The organism is Ensifer sp. ENS02, assembly GCF_014851885.1.
GTDB classification, from domain to species: Bacteria; Pseudomonadota; Alphaproteobacteria; order Rhizobiales; family Rhizobiaceae; genus Ensifer; species Ensifer adhaerens.
In genome coordinates this window covers 168,070-187,285 of sequence record NZ_JACVAO010000013.1, presented here as the reverse complement: position 1 = coordinate 187,285, position 19,216 = coordinate 168,070, and the positions used below count along the sequence as shown (strand labels likewise).

Annotated in this window: 18 protein-coding genes; 6 read left to right on the top strand and 12 right to left on the bottom strand. The window is 56.8% G+C overall.

The window, feature by feature from the left end:
* Positions 1-70 precede the first annotated feature (70 nt).
* A complete protein-coding gene (locus IB262_RS26075) occupies positions 71-655 on the bottom strand; it encodes a TetR/AcrR family transcriptional regulator (RefSeq protein ID WP_226020841.1) in 585 nt (194 codons plus the stop codon).
* A 70-nt stretch (positions 656-725) separates the two neighbouring features.
* Between IB262_RS26075 and IB262_RS26070 the strand changes: the two genes are divergently transcribed.
* Entirely contained in the window at positions 726-1,595 is an 870-nt protein-coding gene (locus tag IB262_RS26070; RefSeq protein ID WP_192493979.1) for an NAD(P)-binding domain-containing protein, read from the top strand.
* 310 nt (positions 1,596-1,905) lie between these two features.
* Here the strand turns inward: IB262_RS26070 and IB262_RS26065 are convergent, their stop codons facing one another.
* From IB262_RS26065 to IB262_RS26045, 5 genes are all read right to left on the bottom strand, one after another.
* Positions 1,906-2,988, bottom strand: a complete 1,083-nt coding sequence (locus tag IB262_RS26065) for a fatty acid desaturase (protein ID WP_192493978.1) — start codon at positions 2,986-2,988, stop codon at positions 1,906-1,908.
* A gap of 990 nt (positions 2,989-3,978) precedes the next feature.
* Positions 3,979-4,434: a hypothetical protein gene (locus IB262_RS26060; RefSeq protein WP_210337691.1), complete on the bottom strand. Its 456-nt coding sequence runs from the start codon at positions 4,432-4,434 to the stop codon at positions 3,979-3,981.
* 20 nt (positions 4,435-4,454) lie between these two features.
* The gene (locus tag IB262_RS26055) at positions 4,455-4,817 is read right to left on the bottom strand and encodes a hypothetical protein (RefSeq protein ID WP_192493986.1); all 363 of its coding nucleotides are present in this window, start codon (positions 4,815-4,817) and stop codon (positions 4,455-4,457) included.
* 7 nt (positions 4,818-4,824) lie between these two features.
* Entirely contained in the window at positions 4,825-5,901 is a 1,077-nt protein-coding gene (locus tag IB262_RS26050) for a GSU2403 family nucleotidyltransferase fold protein (protein WP_090427588.1), read from the bottom strand.
* A gap of 693 nt (positions 5,902-6,594) precedes the next feature.
* Entirely contained in the window at positions 6,595-7,062 is a 468-nt protein-coding gene (locus tag IB262_RS26045; RefSeq protein WP_060519015.1) for a low affinity iron permease family protein, read from the bottom strand.
* A 443-nt stretch (positions 7,063-7,505) separates the two neighbouring features.
* Between IB262_RS26045 and IB262_RS26040 the strand changes: the two genes are divergently transcribed.
* The 3 genes from IB262_RS26040 (at position 7,506) to IB262_RS26030 (ending at position 9,368) form a co-directional block, all read left to right on the top strand.
* On the top strand, positions 7,506-8,000 hold the full coding sequence (locus IB262_RS26040; RefSeq protein ID WP_034799916.1) for a ferritin-like domain-containing protein: 495 nt from the start codon (positions 7,506-7,508) through the stop codon (positions 7,998-8,000).
* Between the two features lie 143 nt (positions 8,001-8,143).
* Positions 8,144-8,626 (top strand): pyridoxamine 5'-phosphate oxidase family protein, encoded by a 483-nt coding sequence (locus tag IB262_RS26035; protein ID WP_192493977.1) that lies wholly within the window; start codon positions 8,144-8,146, stop codon positions 8,624-8,626.
* Between the two features lie 271 nt (positions 8,627-8,897).
* Positions 8,898-9,368, top strand: coding sequence for an MgtC/SapB family protein (locus IB262_RS26030; RefSeq protein ID WP_060519019.1), 471 nt, complete (start codon positions 8,898-8,900; stop codon positions 9,366-9,368).
* Between the two features lie 389 nt (positions 9,369-9,757).
* Here the strand turns inward: IB262_RS26030 and IB262_RS26025 are convergent, their stop codons facing one another.
* The 4 genes from IB262_RS26025 to IB262_RS36740 form a co-directional block, all read right to left on the bottom strand.
* The gene (locus IB262_RS26025) at positions 9,758-11,500 is read right to left on the bottom strand and encodes an adenylate/guanylate cyclase domain-containing protein (protein WP_060519021.1); all 1,743 of its coding nucleotides are present in this window, start codon (positions 11,498-11,500) and stop codon (positions 9,758-9,760) included.
* Positions 11,501-11,963: 463 nt separating this feature from the next.
* Positions 11,964-12,266 (bottom strand): DUF982 domain-containing protein, encoded by a 303-nt coding sequence (locus IB262_RS26020; protein WP_082566340.1) that lies wholly within the window; start codon positions 12,264-12,266, stop codon positions 11,964-11,966.
* A 1,301-nt stretch (positions 12,267-13,567) separates the two neighbouring features.
* Positions 13,568-14,215 (bottom strand): MOSC domain-containing protein, encoded by a 648-nt coding sequence (locus tag IB262_RS26015; RefSeq protein ID WP_060519025.1) that lies wholly within the window; start codon positions 14,213-14,215, stop codon positions 13,568-13,570.
* Positions 14,216-14,974: 759 nt separating this feature from the next.
* The gene (locus IB262_RS36740) at positions 14,975-15,769 is read right to left on the bottom strand and encodes a hypothetical protein (protein ID WP_348646936.1); all 795 of its coding nucleotides are present in this window, start codon (positions 15,767-15,769) and stop codon (positions 14,975-14,977) included.
* 48 nt (positions 15,770-15,817) lie between these two features.
* On the opposite strand from IB262_RS36740, the gene IB262_RS36735 reads away from it, so the two are divergent.
* Both IB262_RS36735 and IB262_RS26005 read left to right on the top strand, forming a co-directional pair.
* Positions 15,818-17,020 carry a methyl-accepting chemotaxis protein gene (locus IB262_RS36735; RefSeq protein ID WP_348646935.1) on the top strand — a complete coding sequence of 401 codons (1,203 nt, stop codon included), beginning with the start codon at positions 15,818-15,820 and terminating at the stop codon, positions 17,018-17,020.
* A 342-nt stretch (positions 17,021-17,362) separates the two neighbouring features.
* On the top strand, positions 17,363-17,554 hold the full coding sequence (locus IB262_RS26005) for a hypothetical protein (RefSeq protein WP_034799920.1): 192 nt from the start codon (positions 17,363-17,365) through the stop codon (positions 17,552-17,554).
* A gap of 528 nt (positions 17,555-18,082) precedes the next feature.
* Here the strand turns inward: IB262_RS26005 and IB262_RS26000 are convergent.
* Together IB262_RS26000 and IB262_RS25995 are read right to left on the bottom strand one after the other, a co-directional pair.
* Entirely contained in the window at positions 18,083-18,607 is a 525-nt protein-coding gene (locus tag IB262_RS26000; RefSeq protein ID WP_127890334.1) for a hypothetical protein, read from the bottom strand.
* 39 nt (positions 18,608-18,646) lie between these two features.
* A complete protein-coding gene (locus IB262_RS25995) occupies positions 18,647-19,168 on the bottom strand; it encodes a hypothetical protein (protein ID WP_127890335.1) in 522 nt (173 codons plus the stop codon).
* Positions 19,169-19,216: the final 48 nt, after the last annotated feature.

The following is a 19,216-nucleotide window of genomic DNA, read 5'->3' as shown; positions in this document are numbered from 1 at the left end:
CGCCTGACGATGCATCCTGCGTCGGCCAGCCGGTTTAGGATATTGAGGCTTCAAGCCTCATGGGTAAAATTCACCCAACCTTGCTCGGCTCACTTGCGACCCCTTTGATGATGAGCGCCGCCAAAACGGACGTGGCGACCCGCTCAGATATCGCGCCGGTTTGCGTTTCGGAAGCAAGCGCCTCCGCTGCACCTAACAGACCGACGCACACAGGATGGATATGGCCAACTTCCAGCTCTGAGAATGGCCGAAGGGCATTACACATCAAATCTATGTATGCGCGAATCATGAGCCGTTGCTGCGCGGCCATCTCTTCTGTCCCTTTGAGCGCCGCGGATATTGCGAGACCTTCTGGGCCAAAATCGGCAAGGCAATTGAAGTATGCTTTGCTGATAATGTCGGCTACGGCGGTGAGCTCCTTTGGCGCTTCGCAAAGCGCGGAGCGGAGTCGGTGGACATAGTTTTCCTCCAGCCGCTTGAACAGTGCCAGCAAAAGTCCGGACCGGGTAGAAAAGTGTCCGTAAGCGATCGGACGACTGACCCCTGCTTTTGCAGCCAAGGTCCCGAGCGTCAGTTCATCTGCGCCCTGATCCCGGACAATTTGCATCGCGACATCAAGCATTTGTTCGCGACGCATATCTTTCTTGAGCTTCACGGTTTCCCCTTGCACCTAAAGTTACAATATGTAAGTTACATAGTGTAACTAACCGGTCAAGGGTGAAGTGATGAGTGAAGTAGCTGTCATCGGGCTGGGGCGCATGGGCAGCGCGCTCGCCAAAGCGCTTATAACTTCGGGAAGGAGCGTTACAGTCTGGAACCGAACTCCAGGCAAGGCAGAGGCCTTGGAGCACCTCGGCGCGTCGAGGGCGGAAACGCCGTCCGCTGCTATTGCCGCCAGCAGCACACTCATCGTCTGCCTGTCAGACTACGCGGCAACCTCGATGGTCCTCGATGACGCATCCGCGACAGACTTGCTCCAAAGAAAGACCGTCGTGCAACTCACGTCGGGCACGCCGAAGCAAGCGCGTCAGCTTGAAGAATGGGTGGCGAACCGCGGAGGAAGCTATCTTGACGGCGCGATTTCTGCCTGGCCAAGTCAGATCGGTGGACCTGAGGCCTCGATCGTTATCGCCGGACGAGAAAGTGTCTTCACCTCGCTCGAAGCGAGCTTAAGGCTGCTCGCTCCAAATCTTACTCACGTCGGAAACGATATAAGCCGCGCAAAGGTTCTCTTTAATGCGGCTCTTGCCTATTTTGCCGGGCACTGGATTGGCTTCAGCCACGGGGCGGCGATGTGTGCTGCGGAAGGAATGGATGTCGCGGAATTTGGCGAAACAATAGCTAGCCTGTCACCGATGTTTGCGGACGACCTGCGCCACATGGGTCGAGCCATCGAAGGAAACCGATTTGCTGATCCCCAAAGCACCATCAGGTCGGTCGGCGTGGATATCACGCGGCTCGTCGAGATAGCGGATGATTTGAACATCAACACCGCGTTTCCCGCCTTTGCCTCTGATCTCTTTCGCAACGCTACAGACGCGGGGTACGGCGCCGAGGAGCATTGTGCGATTGTTAAAGTGATCCGCGCTTGGTGAAAACGGTTCTCTAAACTGCAGGCGTGCTGCCGCAATACGCTGTGCAGCTAGACGGAGCTGTCCAAACTAACATTTCGAGCGGTCTTGCTTTGTCGATCAGCAAAAAAACCGTGAGGTCGACCCGTTGCAAGCAGGCGATGGAGCCTGGGCGCGACGATGGTGCGATGAAAGCGACCGGAGCGGCTAGTTGGATAACGTTCCTGGACGCTGGCGGGCGCTACGCTGAACCTCTTGGCGAGCGGCTCTTTTGACGGGTCAAGCCGGGGGAGAACGGGGGCTGGCCGCGTGCCGCGGCCGGCGCCTGGTGCGCTCAAGCAGGTGTCGGCAAAGCCGATCGTGCCACAGTTTCGCGCGCGTCTGCTTCTCGAAATGATATCAGTCGGTGGGAGGCCTCGTCCCAAAGGACGAGCTTCACCAAGCCCAGGCTTTGCCTGATGGTGATGCGGCCCATATCTCCCAGTTCAGGATGATCACGTATGACCTCAGGAAGCCTGTAGAAGGGAACTCGGCTCGACAGGTGATGGAGATGGTGCATGCCGATATTGCCGGTGATCCAGCGCAAGGGCTGCGGCAGATCGTAGTGCGAGGCGCCATGCATGGCCGCGTATTGGAACGTCCACTCGGGTGGCCTTGACCAGTGCGTGTCTTCGAACTGGTGCTGGACATAAAACAACCAGACACCTGCAGCCCCAGCAAGAAGGACGACCGGCAGATGGATCAGGAGGAACGGTGCGACACCCACTGCCCAGATAAGAATGCCCGAGAGTGCGGCAATCGCCACATTCGTTGCCATGGTGGAAACCCACGGAAGAGCGCCAGAGCGCATCATTCCGAACGGCAACCTTTGCTTGAACAGGAAGAGCCAGGCGGGACCGATGCCGAACATCACGAGCGGATGCCGGTAGAGGCGGTAACGAACCCGTCCTCCTGGCGTGAGGGCGTCGTATTCGGCAACGGTAAGCGTGGTGATGTCACCGACACCTCGCTCGTCGAGGTTGCCTGCCGAAGCATGGTGTACGGCATGGGCGCGGCGCCAGTAGTCATAAGGCGTTAGTGTCAAAACGCTGATCATTCGGCCCGTCCAGTCATCCAGGCTGCGCCGCCCGAAAAACGAACCATGTCCGCAGTCATGTTGCAGCATGAACAAGCGCAGGAGAAATCCCGCCGCAACAGGGACGATAAGGACCACGCCGAGCCAGTACTCGAAGTGCAAACAGACCCAAGCTCCTGCCCACAGCAGAACAAATGGAACAAGGGTCGCCGTCAGCTCGAAGGTGCTGCGGCCGATATGCGGCTGTCGATAGGTGGACAGGATCTTTAGCCAGGCTTTTTCACGGTCGACGGTTGCTGCCGCGCCGTGGCCGGAAAGCGGGCTGACTCTGGAATTCTTCAAGGCGTCTTCCTAGTTGATTGTGTGACATAGTCGCCTTGAGACATTGCTATGGACGCAACAGGCAAACTGGGATTTTGGGCCGAGATCTCGCTCGCCTTCGAAATCATGTTTCGGCCTTCGACGTGATCGCTCATAGCAGCGCGTTCGCCGGCGGAATAGCGGCAGACCGGCCGACGCCGCCGTTGCATGTTGGATGACGCCAAGGCCTTATCTGGAGCATTTGACTGTGCCGGCAATCATGACGAGCCCTTCCGTAGGATACTGGGAGCCTCCGCGCGAAACTTGAGGCCTGATAGCGATTTTGAAAGGAAGGTTCGTTCAGAGCGCGAAGCCAATTGCGCTATAACCAAAGCTAGCGAGCAAATTCGATGGGGCGTTTTATCGATATCTTCACCTAGGCGTCAATCGGTTGTTCGCGTTGTCTGCAGCGCGATGCGAGGTCTCCGCACTCGACGACGATTTCGGGTCTGCCTTTCGCAAAATCCGCGGAACGGCGGACCCTGACCTGAAACTCGGCTTTTAAGTTGTCGGATTTTGGTTTCGACGCCGCTATTCGTTGGGGAAGGGGCTTAAGCAGGGGCTAGCATCAAGAGAACCAGAACCGCCGCTATTATCACGCTGAACCCCAATATGATCTTGATGATTAAACTTGCATCTTCCAAAGAATGCTCCTATTAGTAGAGAAAACGAAGAATACAACCTTCAAAGATATAATCATCTGCACCTGGGGTTGTATATATCTGAATTAGAAACATCCTTGGATTGCGGACGATCTAGGAAACGTGCGGGATTTTGGTTGGGAGCGATGACGTGGCGGAAGGGCTTCGCGTGCGACCGAAGCGGTCGTTTCAGGCCTTAAATACCGGTCACAGTGTCCATCGGGATTGGTTGAGTGAGGTCGGCGTCTGTTTCTGATCCCAAGGGACTAACTTGACGACCGCCCAAGGACGGCGCACGTCGGTTGGGGCTAACTGCGCGTCGTTCGCTTTGTCAGTCACCTTCCACCTCTCGGGCCAAGCTTTCCCTCAGCTTTGCGGCCGCTTCTGCTACTGCGGCCAAGTGGTGTTCAGAAGTCATTTGCTCACGCGCGTGGCGCAAGGCGGGTCGCACCGCCTCGATCGATTTTCCAAAACGTGCCATCCATGGGTAGCGCGGCACCATCCAAAGATGGAAGTGGTGTGTCGTGTCTTCATTGTAGATGTAATACACGTGCTCGATACCCAGTTGGCGCTCCTGCTCACGTCTAATGCGTTGGACCAGTGGCAGAAATTCCGATGTTTCGGCTTGGCTCATTTCCGTCAAAAAGCAAAAATGCCTCTTTGCGGTGACGACGATTTGCCCGGGGATTGGATAGGCGACGTCCTGGTGAGCATGGAAAAAGCGTGTTTCTTGGACGCGCCTCCAGGGACTGTTCGTCTTCCCGACGTAATCTCGCAACTCAAGCAACTCTCGCCCATCCCGATAACTCACATCCGATCGCTAATGTCTTTGCTCGTAACCGCACAGCTCGCTTGCTTGAAAAGGGATAAACTCTGACGGCAAGGGATGATGAGGCGGTCTGAACCATCGCCGGCAATCGACCGTGCTTTTGTCTGTCGTACGAAACCGCGCCCGCATGCGTCGGCGGCCTTGAGAGGTTCTCGAGGCCCTACTCCCGCTTCCCAAAGCTTTTCCCTTCGATCTCGCAGCAGACCGAGGCACAGCCGGCGATCCGGCAGATGCTTGTCCTCGCCGTTCACGACTTGCTGGCTGACCTTCAGGACGACTTCCGACGGCTTGCCGCAACGCTGGCGAGGGCCGGGGTCGTAAGGGCTAAGGTTCGCGTTCATCTGTCGATCACCTTTTCAGCAGGCTTTCCACCACCTCGGGACCGAGAACCTTTTCGAGGGCTTTCACTCCGTTCTTGGGCAGTCTCGATAGGCCGCTGACAATGCCCTCTTTCCACGCATCTCCACGTTCCCATGCTTCCTCCCACGCATCGGCCAGTTCGTCCCCGTGGCGCGTCTCCACAAGCGCTTCGAAGAGCAAGGCGGCCTGCGACAGGTCTTTGTCCGCCTTCACGCGTCCTAGCGTGTCCGTCAGCCTACGCGAAGACACGATCAGCTTGTGGACGGCATACCTCTCGGGAGCGGGGACAAGGACGTTCACGCCCTCGCGGAAGAGAAGCACCGTCCGGACGGGCTCGTAGATGAGATAGTCCAAGAACCGGAGGTTTTCCGCCGACGCGCCGCCGAGGGCGGGCATGGGCGACGGCTTGCCAGTATATTCGTCCGATCCTCGGTTTCCAGTCGGGAACTCCACCCGATAACCCTTGGCGTTCTGGAAGGCCACCACCTTGGCTTTGTCAGCCTGGTGCGGAACCGCTCGGAAGTCGGGATCGACCGACTTGAGGATTTCGAGGATAGGCGGCAGGCTGTCTTGGACCCCAGCCGAGATTGCGAAGTCCTGCGCGAAGTCCGCGTCGCCTGTCTGCATAACCGCCGAGGGAAGGCGGACGCCTAGCATCCCCGCATAGGTGCTGAATGCGACTGACCCGATAAGCACGGCCCGCAACCGAAACAATCCGGCGTCGGCTAGGGCTTTCGTGACGTCGCCCGCAAACTGATCGGGGCCGGGGAGGCCAGCGCGGCGCAGCGTGCTCACCATGCGCCTCCGCTCCCGGATTTTGTCCTTGATTTCCTTGTGGGCCTTCACCCGCTCCGTGATCGCTTCGTCGCTCGCGGGACCGACGTAGCTTCGCTTGTCTTTGCCCTCGGGGGTAGGGAGATCAAAATACCAGTAATTGCGATCTTTGACGGTCACGCTCACGAACCATCCCTCCAAGGGGAAGTCCGCCACGAATTGAGCATCGAGCGTCCGTTGCGCCAGCTCCGCGAACATCGTCCGATAGCTGATGTCGATCTCTTTCATCATTGGTGTTTCCTTATCGAGTGCGCCGGCCCTCTCGGCGACAAGTTCGGCCATCACTTGGTCGAAGCTCCGTTTCCTTCTGCTGATCAAGTCATCTTGGCTCATCTCACCGCTGTTATAAGTCGCTGCCAAGACCTTATAACGATGCGCGGCCTTGTCAATGTTATAAGTCTTTGCCAAAACCTTATAACGGGTTGGCTGCTACGAAAAAACCCCGGAAGACCGGGGTTAGAGTGATGCACGTTGTGTTCTGTTTCGAGCACTGACGATGCTGACTGTGGTGCCGACTTTCGCTTTGCACTGCGCAAAGCTGGATGCAGCGCTCATCAGGATGGCGGCCGTGGTGATCGCTAACGTTTTCATCTGATTGCTCAATTCAGGTAGTAGATTTTCGTTCGTTCCGGTTCGGTGGCCTTGAGGCCGTCTAGCTCGCAGCTGAAGACGGCTGCATATTGCGGGACTGAGAAGCCGTCCTCTGCCCCTTTGACAACGAACGAGATAGTCGTGATCGGTATTCCTTAGAGTTCCTTTCAGACGATGATGGCGGCTTCAGGATAATGATCAACAAGCCGAATTTACTGCCCTCCGCACGATAGCTATCGCGTTCGCAATGGTCGCTTGGATGAACATCTACGACCGCCATGGATCATGGAGAACAACTCGCGCCTGTCGGCGTCCGACACTGGGCCACATTTATCAACGACCCGAGGTGCTTGCTTGAGACGGATTCTCGATATCCTCTCGATTGAAGGCCGGCTTCGACCGATTTTCTCTTGCGTTTCGTTCGGCATGGGCGCTCTGAAGCATTGCATGCGAGCGCTGGGCAGCCTTCTCGCATCGAGCATGCAGCTCCTGTAGCTCCTTGTCCGTCAGTTTCTCGATACCGACGAATTCGTTTTCGGCATCCGTAAACAATATGATTTCGTCGAGTTTGGCCTGCAGCGCCGCCCCATCTCGATTTTGGGTATTTTGAATGAGAAACACCATGAGGAACGTGACGATCGTTGTTCCCGTGTTTATCACTAGTTGCCACGTCTCGGAGAAGCCAAAGAAGGGGCCCGACAGTGCCCAAGCAAGAACCGTGATCACACAGACGATGAAGGCAAGCGGGCTGCCTGTTGCGTGTGCGGTTGCGGTGGCGAACCTTGCAAAGAAACGATCCATGGTCAGGCCTGCGTGCGATGTCGTTGGCCTACAGCGGGTTTACGACAAAACGGGGCACAGCCATGCTTGTTCCCGATGCTGCGAAGATTTGAGATGTTCTTAATTGCTTCCAGTGTTCTGGTCTTTGCGGGTGCGAACAACTGAACTCTTCACGCCGAGTTCGTAGTGTTCTCCAAGGCATGAATTTATCCTACCGACCAGGTGAGCGAATTGCGCTACCCCATCGTCTCATGAACGATCCCGGCGGTTTGCGCTCTGAAAGGGTCGTGCGTGAGCCCTCATCATCAGTGCTTCTTTTCAAGTTTGTAGGTGTTGAGGCGTCTGATCGCCCGCCGCGATTAAATGTGCCGATCGTACGGATGGTATGGTTTGGCGACGAGAAGTGGAACGATTCCTCCGTAAAATGCTTTCTCTCCTGCATTCACCTGCCAAGGAGAGAACCATTGAAATCGCTGGCTGAAATTTTCGAGCATACACTGCAGGATATCTATTTCGCTGAGAACGCCATCACCAAGGCACTTCCAAAGGTTGCTAAGGCAGCCAACAGCGCTGAACTGAAAAAAGCGGCCGAAGAACACCTCTCGGAAACCAAAGACCAAATCAAGAAATTGGAGCAGGTTTTCAAGTCGATCGGCAAGACGGCGTCTGGTGAAAAATGCGATGCCATCGAAGGGCTGATCAAGGAGGCCGACGGTTTGATGAAAGAGGCCGAAGGAACAGCTCTCGATGCCGGACTACTGGCCGCTTGCCAAGCTGTCGAGCACTACGAGATCGCGCGCTATGGCTCTCTTCGTGAGTGGGCCAAGGATCTTGGTCATGATGAGGCGCACAAACTTCTGAGCGAGATTCTCGACCAGGAGAAGGCTACGAACAACAAGCTCACCAACCTCGCCGTGACGTCGATCAACAAAACATCGAAGCGATCCAAGGCGGCCTAATCGCCAAGGGGCGGCCGCGCCCTTTAAAATGGCGCGGCTGGCCGCGGCGCAACCTCTGCAGTTGTCGCTCCGGCAAGGTGAGCCGGTTTCGTGGATTGTCATTCCAGAGCCGTCGTTTTCTTTGGCTCAAAGGAGAAAAGCGTATGACTTACATCGAGGACGACAACGGCGAGGTCTGGGACCTTGCCGAAAAGATCGGGTTCTGCATGCTCACCACTCAATCCGGCGCGGACCTTAAGGCCAGGCCAATGTCGGCCTACATCGAGCGGGTTGAGAACGCCCTGTATTTCTTGACCGACGTCAAGAGCCACAAAGATGACGAGGTCGCGCGCCATCCAAATGTCTGCCTGGCTTTCGCCGACACGAAGAAGCAAAAGTATGTGTCGATTTCGGGCGTAGCCGAGGTACAGAATGACCGCGAGAAGATCCGGGATCTCTGGTCAACTCCTGCCAAGGCATGGTGGGACAGCCCCGACGATCCCTCCATTCGCATTCTCAAAGTTACGCCAAGCTCGGCAGAATACTGGGACAGTGCCGGCACTGTGATCAGCTACATCAAGATGGTAGCGGCAGCCGTCACCAGCGCCAAACCGGACATGGGCGAAAACGCCAAAGTGCGGATGTAGGTATTGGCGGGCCGACGTGGCCTGTCATCTTTGTCGCCTGAGATTACCTCATGAAATCGGTGATGCGGCGGCTTGGCGCGATCGCTCATCTTTTCAACGGGCAGGAAAACGTCTTTCCGCTGATCGCCTCATGATTCCAGACGCGCTGCTGGCGTTATCCGCCGCCACGGCAATTGAACCTCAGGTCGAGACCTGGCGAAAACAGCCGTTGCGCAGGCCATTCTCGTCGGCGCTTCAATTGATCGGCTGCGACATTTAAGGGGAAGTACGTGTGACGGATTGGCTTTTATCTGTTGGTGTGAAACTCGACATTTTTCCGCATCTGGCAGCTTTGATGGTGGCCTACATCCTTGCTCTGCCGATCGGCTGGGATCGCGAACAAAACGAACGAAGCGCTGGTCTTCGCACATTTCCGTTGGTCGCCATCGCCGCATGTGGGTTTATACAGGCTGCAGAGACGGTCATACTTGGCAACGCCGAGGCCACCGCGCGCGTGGTTGAAGGTCTGATCAACGGTGTCGGTTTCATCGGTGGCGGCGCAATCCTTGTCGGCAAGCTCGGCACTCGCGGGACCGCCACGGCGGCGAGCATCTGGGCGACCGGCGCAATCGGCGTCGCCGTGGGGCTCGGATCCTACGATACCGCCATCGTTCTATCGATCGTCACGTTCGCAACGTTGAAAGTTATGACAAATTTCAAGTCACCGAGAAACGAAGCCCTGGCACCGCGGGAAAAGGATTGAGTTAGCGCCATTGTCATATGGCACGAGAGATCCAGCCCTAATCATCGCATGTCCGGATTCCCAGCTTACCACCGGCGCGAGGCTGAATTTCCTGCGGCTACGAGCAAGCGTTTAGGACGGTCGATCCAACCGTCCCGCGTCCCAACCTCTCGTGCAAGCAATGCTGGACCACCTCAGCGCGGCCGGAGCAAGCCAAGCTATTGGCACCGGCCAAGATAGTCTGACTAACGTTCCCTGCTGCGGACGCGCTCTCATGGCTCGAGAGCGTTGTGCCTAGGCGGCGCACGTTCGATCAGGCGACCGCAAATCTCGCGCGCACCGGTCTTCCTCCTGGTAATGCTCGACGTTCGGTGTTTGCCGCTCGATCCGCCGCGAAACCTCGGCTTTCTTCACTCTGGCAATCCGGCCATGCGATAGCCTTCGATAAAGCGCTGGACTGTTTGTGGATCGCGAGCAGGTTGGGCCGCGGCCCAGTGGGAGATGGTGAATTTCGGAGCCATTGCCATGAAAAGTGCTGCTTCCCGCATTGCCTCGTCTGTGCGACCGAGTTGGGCAAGGCTGGCCGCCAGTATGCGGCGTGAGGGGCTGCGGTAAATCGCCTCCATGCGCAAGATCTTGACGGCTTCTTCATATTGGCAAGCAGCGTAATGGGCGAATCCAAGTTGCCAATAGTACCAGCCTGGCGGGTGCGGGTTGAGCCGAAGCGCCCTTTGGGCCAGTTCGACCGCTTCCGATCCGCGCCCAGCGAAGGCCACAAGTTCTGAACGGATGGCTAGGGCATCTGCATTGTTTGGTTCCAGCGTAAAGGTGGTTGCGAAGGCTTGATCAGATTCGGACCAGCGTTTTTCGTAAGCCCATAGATATCCGACGAACCAGTGACTGGCAGCATCGCCTTCGTCCAACGCAACTGCTTTGTGAGCTAGCTCAAAGGCCCTTGAGCGGTTCTCTTGGGTGGGTTCGATGCCTTGCGCCCATAATTGCCAATAAACAAAAGCCAGACAACGAAATGCCTCTCCATACTCGGCATCGATGGAGACTGCGTGGTTCAAGAGTATCTTGGCCTCGCGCAGCGCTTCTGGGGAACTGTTGAACGCTGAGATCAGAATTCGCCCCCTGACACAAAGATCATATGCTTCCAAGCTCTTCGGACGTTTGCGTGACGGTGGTCGCGCCAAGCGTCCAACGAGGGCCTCGACAATCTTGTCTGTGACTTCGTCCTGGAGACCGAAAATGTCTTCGAGATTTCGGTCGAAACGTTCGGCCCAGATGTGATCGCCGCAAGCGGCATCGATGAGTTGGACGTTGATGCGCACGCGACCGCCGGCGCGACGAGCGCTGCCTTCCAAGATGTAGCGAACACCCAGTTCGCGTGCGACTGCTCGAACGTCAGGTGATTTTCCCTTGTAAGCAAACGTCGAATGCCGGGCAATGACGAACAAGCCGGGATTTCTGGAAAGGTCGGTGATCAGGTCTTCTGTCAAACCATCCGTGAACACGTCCTGTTCGGGCTGACCGCTGAAGTTGGTGAACGGTAGCACGGCGAGGGACGGCCGCGCAGGCAGAGACAACTCTGTATCTTGTCCGTAGACCTTCAAGGCTGCGGGGTCGTAGAGCACACGATATACATGAACTTCCTCGGCGATATTTTTCAGGGATTTCGGGCCGAGATCATCGAAGCTGAGCGCGAGCTTCCGCTTGACTTGGTCGTGGATCGCCGCGGACAGGTAGATGGCGCCTGGGTCGGCAAGGCTTTGTAGCCGGGCGGCGATGTTGACGCCATCGCCATAAAGGTCGCTGCCATCTATCAGGACATCGCCGAGATTGATTCCGATGCGCAAGACGACATGGCGCGTCTCGGGCAAGGCAGCATTGGCGGCCTGCATCTTCCGCTGCAACTCAATCGCTCCGGCCAAGGCATTGACCGCGCTTGGAAACTCAATGAGAACACCGTCACCCATCAATTTGACGATGCGGCCGCCATGCGCACCTACGATAGGCTGGAGGATTGTCGTCCGACGCTCCTTCAGCGCTGCGAGCGTGGCGATTTCATCCTCCTCCATCAATCGGGAGTAGCCAACAACGTCCGCGACGACGATAGCGGCGAGGCGGCGATGAATGTGTTTTTCGGCCATTGAGCAGAAGGTTCCTCACTAGTTGCAAAGTGCAACGCGGTTATCTTTGCGGCCTGAGATTTTCGGCCACGATGGCCCCGTTTGGAAGCATACGCCTGTTGCAATCGGCACGACAGGCGCATGCTGACGTGCCCGGCTTCTTCAAGCCGCAACACGTGACAAAGACGCAGAGGAGGGATGTGCTGCACCTATTGATCGCGTGTTCTTGCGACAAGCCGGCGAACAAATGGCCGCGTCGGCCCGTTCAGCGACAGTTGCGCGGAGAAGAAAAACGAGCGACAAGTTCGGGAGGGCGATTGCAAGGGGTAGAGGCGAAGACCCACAATGAAGCAAGCGGAGAGCGCACGTTCGTGGTCGATCTCGCCGGTACGGATGCCGTGGACTCCGGGATTTTCACCTGGGATATCGTCCGGGACCTCGCCTACGGAGATTCGCGGAACTAGTTCCGAAGCGGTACTCCTGGTCAGGCCAGTGGCTTGCCGTGAGGTCCCGAACGCGCATGATAGTGGGCAGCGACGCCTGACGTTTGCATATTAGCCTCCATGCACGCACCAATGAAGGCCTCGCGCGCGACTGCAGAGGGAACCGAACGGTTCAGCGCGCCCCGGCATGTCGTCACGGCTCGTTCATAGCCCTGTCCGTGCCTTATCGGCCATTCATGCTCTAGAAAATCCAGCGCGTCGTAAACTGATGCGAATAGGCGGTTCGTTCCTGACTGTAAGCGAACAGATAATGGAACCGCCCAAAGTACCTCAGGAAGGCGCATGATGTCCCCCTTCCGTATCCTAACAGTTTGATAAAATAGAAATAAACTATAGATGACACTATACAGGTAGGGGCTTCGTTCTTCAACGTCCATGCACTAGTCATCTCGGGCGGCAACCTAGTACGTTCGCCGTACGGGGTGGCGAGAACTCCGTTCTGGAGGTATCAGCTACCGGCCAAGGGCCCTTCAAAGCGCCACCTTCGTCGTCTCAAAATCGATGGACAAAGAGTTATGGCGTCTGGGGCCTCCACGGAGACATCACTGTCAGTTGGCCGCCCGCTTGAGCCCCCAGATACGCATGAGTTCATTCGGCCCTGAAATGCCGGCGTTGCGGACGGATGGGTCGGCCGAGTTCCTTTTGGTCTGTCCCACCGCACGGGCAAACCATGTCCGAAGCCGTCCAAAAGGTAGTACGACAGCTGGATTTGCTTGGGCCCTTCCAGCGGCTCAGCGTACCCCACTCTTTTTCCTGTACTCGTCCGGACTGGGGCGCAATCTTCAGCACGTTCAGCGCTGTAAAAAAAACGCCCGCGTCGGCATTATGAGGGTCGACGACCCTTGTACAGTGCCAGATGGACATGGGCGGCCAGTCTTTCTGCGTCGGCGAGCCCGCACCAGATCACCCCTTTCGTCAGGCGATCGGATGGTGGCCGTTTCCATCTCACGCATTGCCCCACCCGTGGAAATACGACCAAATAAACACGGGATCGATAGACGCCGTGACTGCGGCAGGTGTGTTCAAAAATCTGTCGGATCAACGTTGCCATTTTCTCGGAACAAGTGCTGCCTGTTCGACGTTGAGCGACATTCGTCGGCTTCCACGGCCTTATAGGACGCGTGAGGCGACCAGCACATGCAGGACGGTAGTTAACGATGACACACGGCAATCAAGAGGCAATCGCTGGGAAAACATGCGTCACTCCAAAACCCACTCGCGCGCGCTCAGTCGAACCTTTCGAGACAGTCTACAACGGCCACTACGATCTCACGGAATTTATTGCCATCTACAAGTTACAACCTTTGGAAGCCCGCGAGATCCTGGAACGCATAGGCCCCTCACGGACGAAGCTCGACGCATACATGAATGAGCTTCGCGTTCAGGCCCAGAAGTAGTCAAAAGTCGCTCACGTCCTCGATCGTTCGGTGTGACGACCGCGATCAGCAAGTGCTCCGTCTGAACGACTCAACCGCGCCGGCGCTCGTTAAGCGGAGGGGGATGGGGTCGGAGGCAAGTGTGGATGAGCCTCCGGCGGCACTATGGGCGACCAAGAGACGGATACCAGGCCACACTGCGTACCATCCTAAAACTTGATCAGGCCGTTCGAAAGAAAGGCCCGCAGCTTGGCGTGCACCGGCACGGACTGATAGAGGGCAATTAGTTCTGGCGACCCCCTCTTGCCATGGTGTCTTGCCATCTCTGTCATCGAGACGCGCTCTCCGGCGTAAGGCACGTACCGCACGAGCGCTCCTGCGGTGACGTAGCCGGGGTGAATAACACGGCAGTAAAAGCCGGGGCGAGCGACCTTTTTGTATAGTTTGGGAAAGCCATGATCTCCCATTCTATCCGCAAGTACTCGGCACGGCATCCGGGGCGCTGTTACTTCCATCACGAGATCGCCTATTAGGAGACGGTCGCCGACCGACACGATCTGGTTGTCCAAACCTGCAATACACAGATTTTCGCCAAATAGCCCGTGATTGATAGGCTTGTTGAGCGCCCTTTGCCACCAAAGGCGGGTTAGGTTTCCTTCAACGTAAACCGCCTGCTCGGGACCGCCGTGGTATTTTCCATTACAAACGGCGTCGTCTGCAAGACCCTCGAACCCAACGAAGACCGTTTCGCCTGTTGGGTGCTTGTTGATCCCGGTTTTCATCTTCTTGCCGGGTCTTTCTTCGGGTTTGCCAATGCACACCGCCAACACCTTCAGATCTCGCGTTGCGGCCTTCATGTACAGCCAACCTCCTCAATGATGCGCTTGCTCTCCCAGCGGTGCCTCATCCGCGAGCGCGCTTTGTGCCTGCCACCTTTCACGGTTGTTATGGAACCTCCTTTCTTCAACGGGCGCAACATCGACCATCGATCCTCATAGCGAGGTAGGCGAGTGTTTGGCGCGACGCCCACTTCATCTCTACACGAAGGCGGCAGGGTCGGTATCAAATCTAGGGGAGGGGGAGAACGACGCAGTCTTCGAAAGGCGAACGTTTCTCGCTCGCTCCACTAAACAGTTGGAACCGCCGCCAGTCCCTATCCTCGCAATGAGCGTGCCGCCGGTTGCGTAAGCGTTCGGCTTCGCTTGCGCTCGAATTGAGCGATTTGAAGATGGGCGCCACGACCTGCGGGCGCCCCAGGGGAGCGGTGCTGCGCAAGTTTATATTTGCGGGGGGCATAAGAACAAGGTCTCGCCCGAAAATTGTATTTTCCATCGGTGAAACCAAAATCTGCGTTCCTCGCCGTTTGTGGGTGGAAATTGTCCCGGTTAACACAATCGAATAAACTACAAACTCACTTGATAATTATTGCAACTCAAAGGTGAGGTTGCTGACTATGCTGATGCCGTCTCGTATCAGTGACCCCATTATCCGTTCAATAACCAATTTATTCTATAGGATACTTGCTTCGGGCAATGCAGCCCGGTCCACCTGCTTTCATGTGAGGTATGGCCACTGGCGATAGAAATGAGTTCGGCACGCCAGCAGCGATATCCACATCAGGAATCGTCTTCATGAGAATTAAGAGCCAATTTATCGTTCTGGCATCGGTCACCGGTATGACCATGGCTGGCCTCATCACCAGTCTTTGGGGCTACGCGGGTGCAGCAGCTGATGTTACGCGGGCTTACGACCAGAAATATCACTCGTACATGCTGGCTGACAACTTCCGGCAATCGTCGGATGATTTGACTCGCCTCGTGCGTACCTACGCCGAGACGGGGGACCCTTCCTTCAAGGACCAATACAATGCGGTCGTTGAAATCCGCAATGGAACGCGACCGCGGCCCGAAGACTATCACCGCATCTATTGGGATTTCGTCGCAGGCGGGGACGCAAAGCCGCGTCCTGACGCAACGGCTGTTTCTATGCAAGATCTGATGCAGCAGGCTGGTTTCACCAAAGAGGAATTCGCCCTCCTCGGCGAGGCGGGAAAGCGCTCTGATGCGCTGATCAAGCTTGAAACCGAGGCGATGGCGCTCGTTGACAACGCCGCCAAACTTGGCCCCGAAGCCAAGAGCAAGGCGACGAAAATGCTGAACTCGCCGGACTATCACCGATTCAAGGCCGAGATCATGAAGCCGGTGGATGCCTTCTATGTGAAACTGGAGCATCGCACGCAAGCGGCCGTCGACGAGGCCAGTGTCAAGGCATCGTTCTATTGGATGCTCATCACCATCGCCATGTCCGCTTTGGCGCTCATGCTTTTCATCGTCGGATTCGTCACCTTCAAACGAATTATCGGGGGCATGTACAAGCTTGGGACTTCCATGGGCCTCGTTGCTGAGGGTCAACTGGACGCGCAGATCGAACTTGCTCGCAATGCCGACGAAATCGGCGACATGGGCAAGGCCCTCGAAGTCTTCCGCCAGGGCGCGATCACCAACCGGCGGCTTGAGCAGGAAGCTCAGGAAAGCCGCAAACGCGCCGAAGTCGAGCGCATTGCGATGCAGGAAAAGGCCGAAAATGATGCCGCTGAACGCTTGCGCGTCGCAACGTCGGGCCTTGCAGCCGGCCTCAAGAGACTGGCATCAGGCGATCTGGCCTTCCAGATTAACGATGCCTTCGCGCAGGATTTTGAGACACTTCGCCACGATTTCAATCAGTCCGTTGCTCAACTCGGCACGACCCTTGTGCAGATTTCCGGGTCAATTTCGACCCTCGATACCGGCACGCGCGAGATCGCGGTCGGAACCGACGACCTTTCGAAACGGACCGAGCAACAGGCTGCGTCGCTCGAAGAGACCGCGGCGGCGCTTGACCAGATTACAGTCAACGTCGCCAATTCCTCTAAGCGAACTGAGGAGGCAAAGGGGGTTGCAAGCCGCGCCAACCGTTCGGCAGCCGAATCCGCCCAGGTCGTATCCCACGCCGAAGAGGCCATGCGAAAGATCGAGGAAAGCTCACAGCAGATTTCCAACATCATCGGCGTTATCGACGAGATCGCTTTTCAGACGAACCTCCTCGCTCTCAACGCCGGCGTTGAGGCGGCCCGGGCGGGAGAAGCCGGCAAGGGCTTTGCGGTCGTTGCCCAGGAAGTTCGAGAACTCGCCCAGCGTTCTGCACAGGCTGCCAAGGAAATCAAAGGCCTGATCGACAACTCTTCCGCAGAGGTGGACAACGGTGTGAAACTCGTCCGTGACGCAGGCTCTGCGTTGAAAACGATCAGTGGCTTCATTGTTGAAATCAACACCCACATGGAATCGATCGCCACATCTGCGAAAGAGCAGTCCGCCGGGCTTGCCGAAGTCAACACCGCAGTTAACGCGATGGATCAGACGACGCAGCAGAATGCGGCAATGGTGGAGCAGTCCAATGCGGCTTCCAACACACTTGCGAATGAGGCGGTGCGCCTCAGAGGACTTGTCAGCCAATTCAAACTCCAAGGCGCAACTCAGAGTCGAACGGGCGAACGACCACAAGAAACGACAGCTCTCAGCCGCATCGGTCGACGCGTAGGACGGCAGCCTACCACGGCAATGCAGCACTCGATGTCAGCAGCGACTGGCAGGAGTTCTGAGCCGCCCGGCCGTCAAAGCAGGTAGAAATACGGGCCTGGCAAGTTTGCCAGGTTTGCTGGCTGCTTTTAGCTGGCGCCCTTCTGTGGTTCCAAGGTGCGACGTTGACCATTTCAGGATCCATGGTCAACGTCGTTCAATTTGGATCGCAGCTAGGTCTCGGTATGGCGGAACACAACGCATGCGGGCACCTGCAGCACTGCTCAGTCACAGGAAATCGACTTGCGGGAAACCCGCGATCCGATGCCACTGAATTTAGTTTGCTCCTCACCAATCGTTTACTTCCTAACGGCTGCTCCATGAGTATCATCGCCTTGATGCCGGGGGCGGCGTCATTCGGGGCAATTTGTCGTCTTGGGAGAGCAACAAATGAACCTGGAGAATTCGAGCATCGCACCGAACGACGTTGCGCTGCTCCAGAGCGTGCTTGACGCATGGTGCCGTCATCAAAAGATCAGCCGAAAAGACGCCACAGCGGAAGCGAAAATCCTCATCAACGAGTATCGAAGAGGCGTTCGTTCTCAGATCGGGTTGATCGACGCGCTCGCCAAGCAGCAGTAGGAGCCGATGGCTTCCCATCGGCCATTTCGCGGGAACAGTTGCTGAGGGTGCATCGGCGCCATCAGCTTTTGGACCCTTCGCAAGCCGTCATCGTTCCACCGGATTACTGCAACATCGAAGTTGGAGCAGTCTGCCCGCGGACGTCGCCCTCTGACGGGCCGCGTCCAATAGCGCTGCGAAGTACTTCCTGCCTCCCAGCCACTTGCACAGAAGGTCGCCGAGTGGGGTTCAGGATTAACGAGGTGCGAGGCAGTCCTCACAAATGCCGCAACCGTCGACATCCATCAGTGAGGCGAGGTGCTTCTGTTGGCAACAGAGGCACACTACGGTATCGGACGTGTTTCGTGGCTCGCGTTCAGGCGGAAGAATTTCGATCTGTCGGTCAGAACTGGCACGGGTTGTCTGTCGATTCATCTCGGGGCTCCATGTCGAAGACGCCACAGAGATAGGAAGCCGTTAAACCGACGCAAGATGTCGATCGCGACGCTCCTTAAAGCGGGACCAAGATGGGGGCGATCCAGCTCGCATTTAATGCGCCTCAAACCGATCCAGCATACTCTGAAGTACCGCATTTTCCTGTCGAAGCTTCCGAACCAGACGCTTTTTCAGCCGGAGGTTTGCATCCTGGAGTGACGCCAGCTCGTCAACAGTGACTGCAATTGCAATGTGCACTGACTTTGTTGGCACGCGCCGCGCCAAACCCGTCGAACGAGGACGCTTCGAACGCTCGGGCGGCTTTACCGGGAAGGTGGCGTTGGCTGACGCATCTGCCGAGCTTGTCTTGGGGACGACACTCTCTTCTGGCACTTCTGGTTGACTAGCGGTTGTTGGGGCATCATCGACCGCCGCAGCCACTGAATTGAGCGGTTCCGTAACCTCCGGTGGCTGGTCACCAATTCGAGCTTCAGCAAGAAACAGATGTGGGACTTCGGCCTCCGCCTCACGCACAAATGCCTTCAGATCGGTGTCGCCCCAAATAGAGGCTGGTCGACCTGTCGAACGTCGGCGCGCCGATTTCACTTCGACAATGAACTTTCGCTGTTGTGGCTTCATCGATATCCAGGGACCAAAGCTGGTTCAGCGCGTAAAGCGTCAAAATCGCTCTAGCATCTTCTTGAGTTGGGCGTTCTGTAGCACCAGCTTCTCCGAAAGCTGACGCCTTAGCATTCTTATTTCCTCATCCAGGGCGGCCACGTCATCGGCTAAAGAGATCGGCTGCTTGGGAGCACGGAGGCTCGGTGAGCCATACTCGACCCGAGGATCCACCGCAACGGAGGCGCTTGATCTCTTGTCTCTTGTTTGCCGTCGGTGTGGTTTGCGTGCGGGTCGATCCGCCTGCTCGGGCGCCTGACCGCCCAAAAGGTTTGTGCTGTGGCTGGCGGTCTCGAAATCAACCGCATTTGCTCCGCCGGTCCGGACATTGTTTTTGACTTCGCTCGGCTCCGGGTCGGCAGCGTTTGTGACCGCATCCGTCGTTTGAGTACTTGCAGGAGGATCCATTCCTGCCAAGGGCGCATCCGAGCTTTCGCTCACGGGCTCCGATATAGATTCCCGGGGCTCGACAGCTCTGCCTCTTGAGGTCAGATCAAGTAAGAACTTCCATGGTGATTTCATGATATCTCGTCATCCAGGATTGCGCCATGCCATCTCCGAAGGATGCTT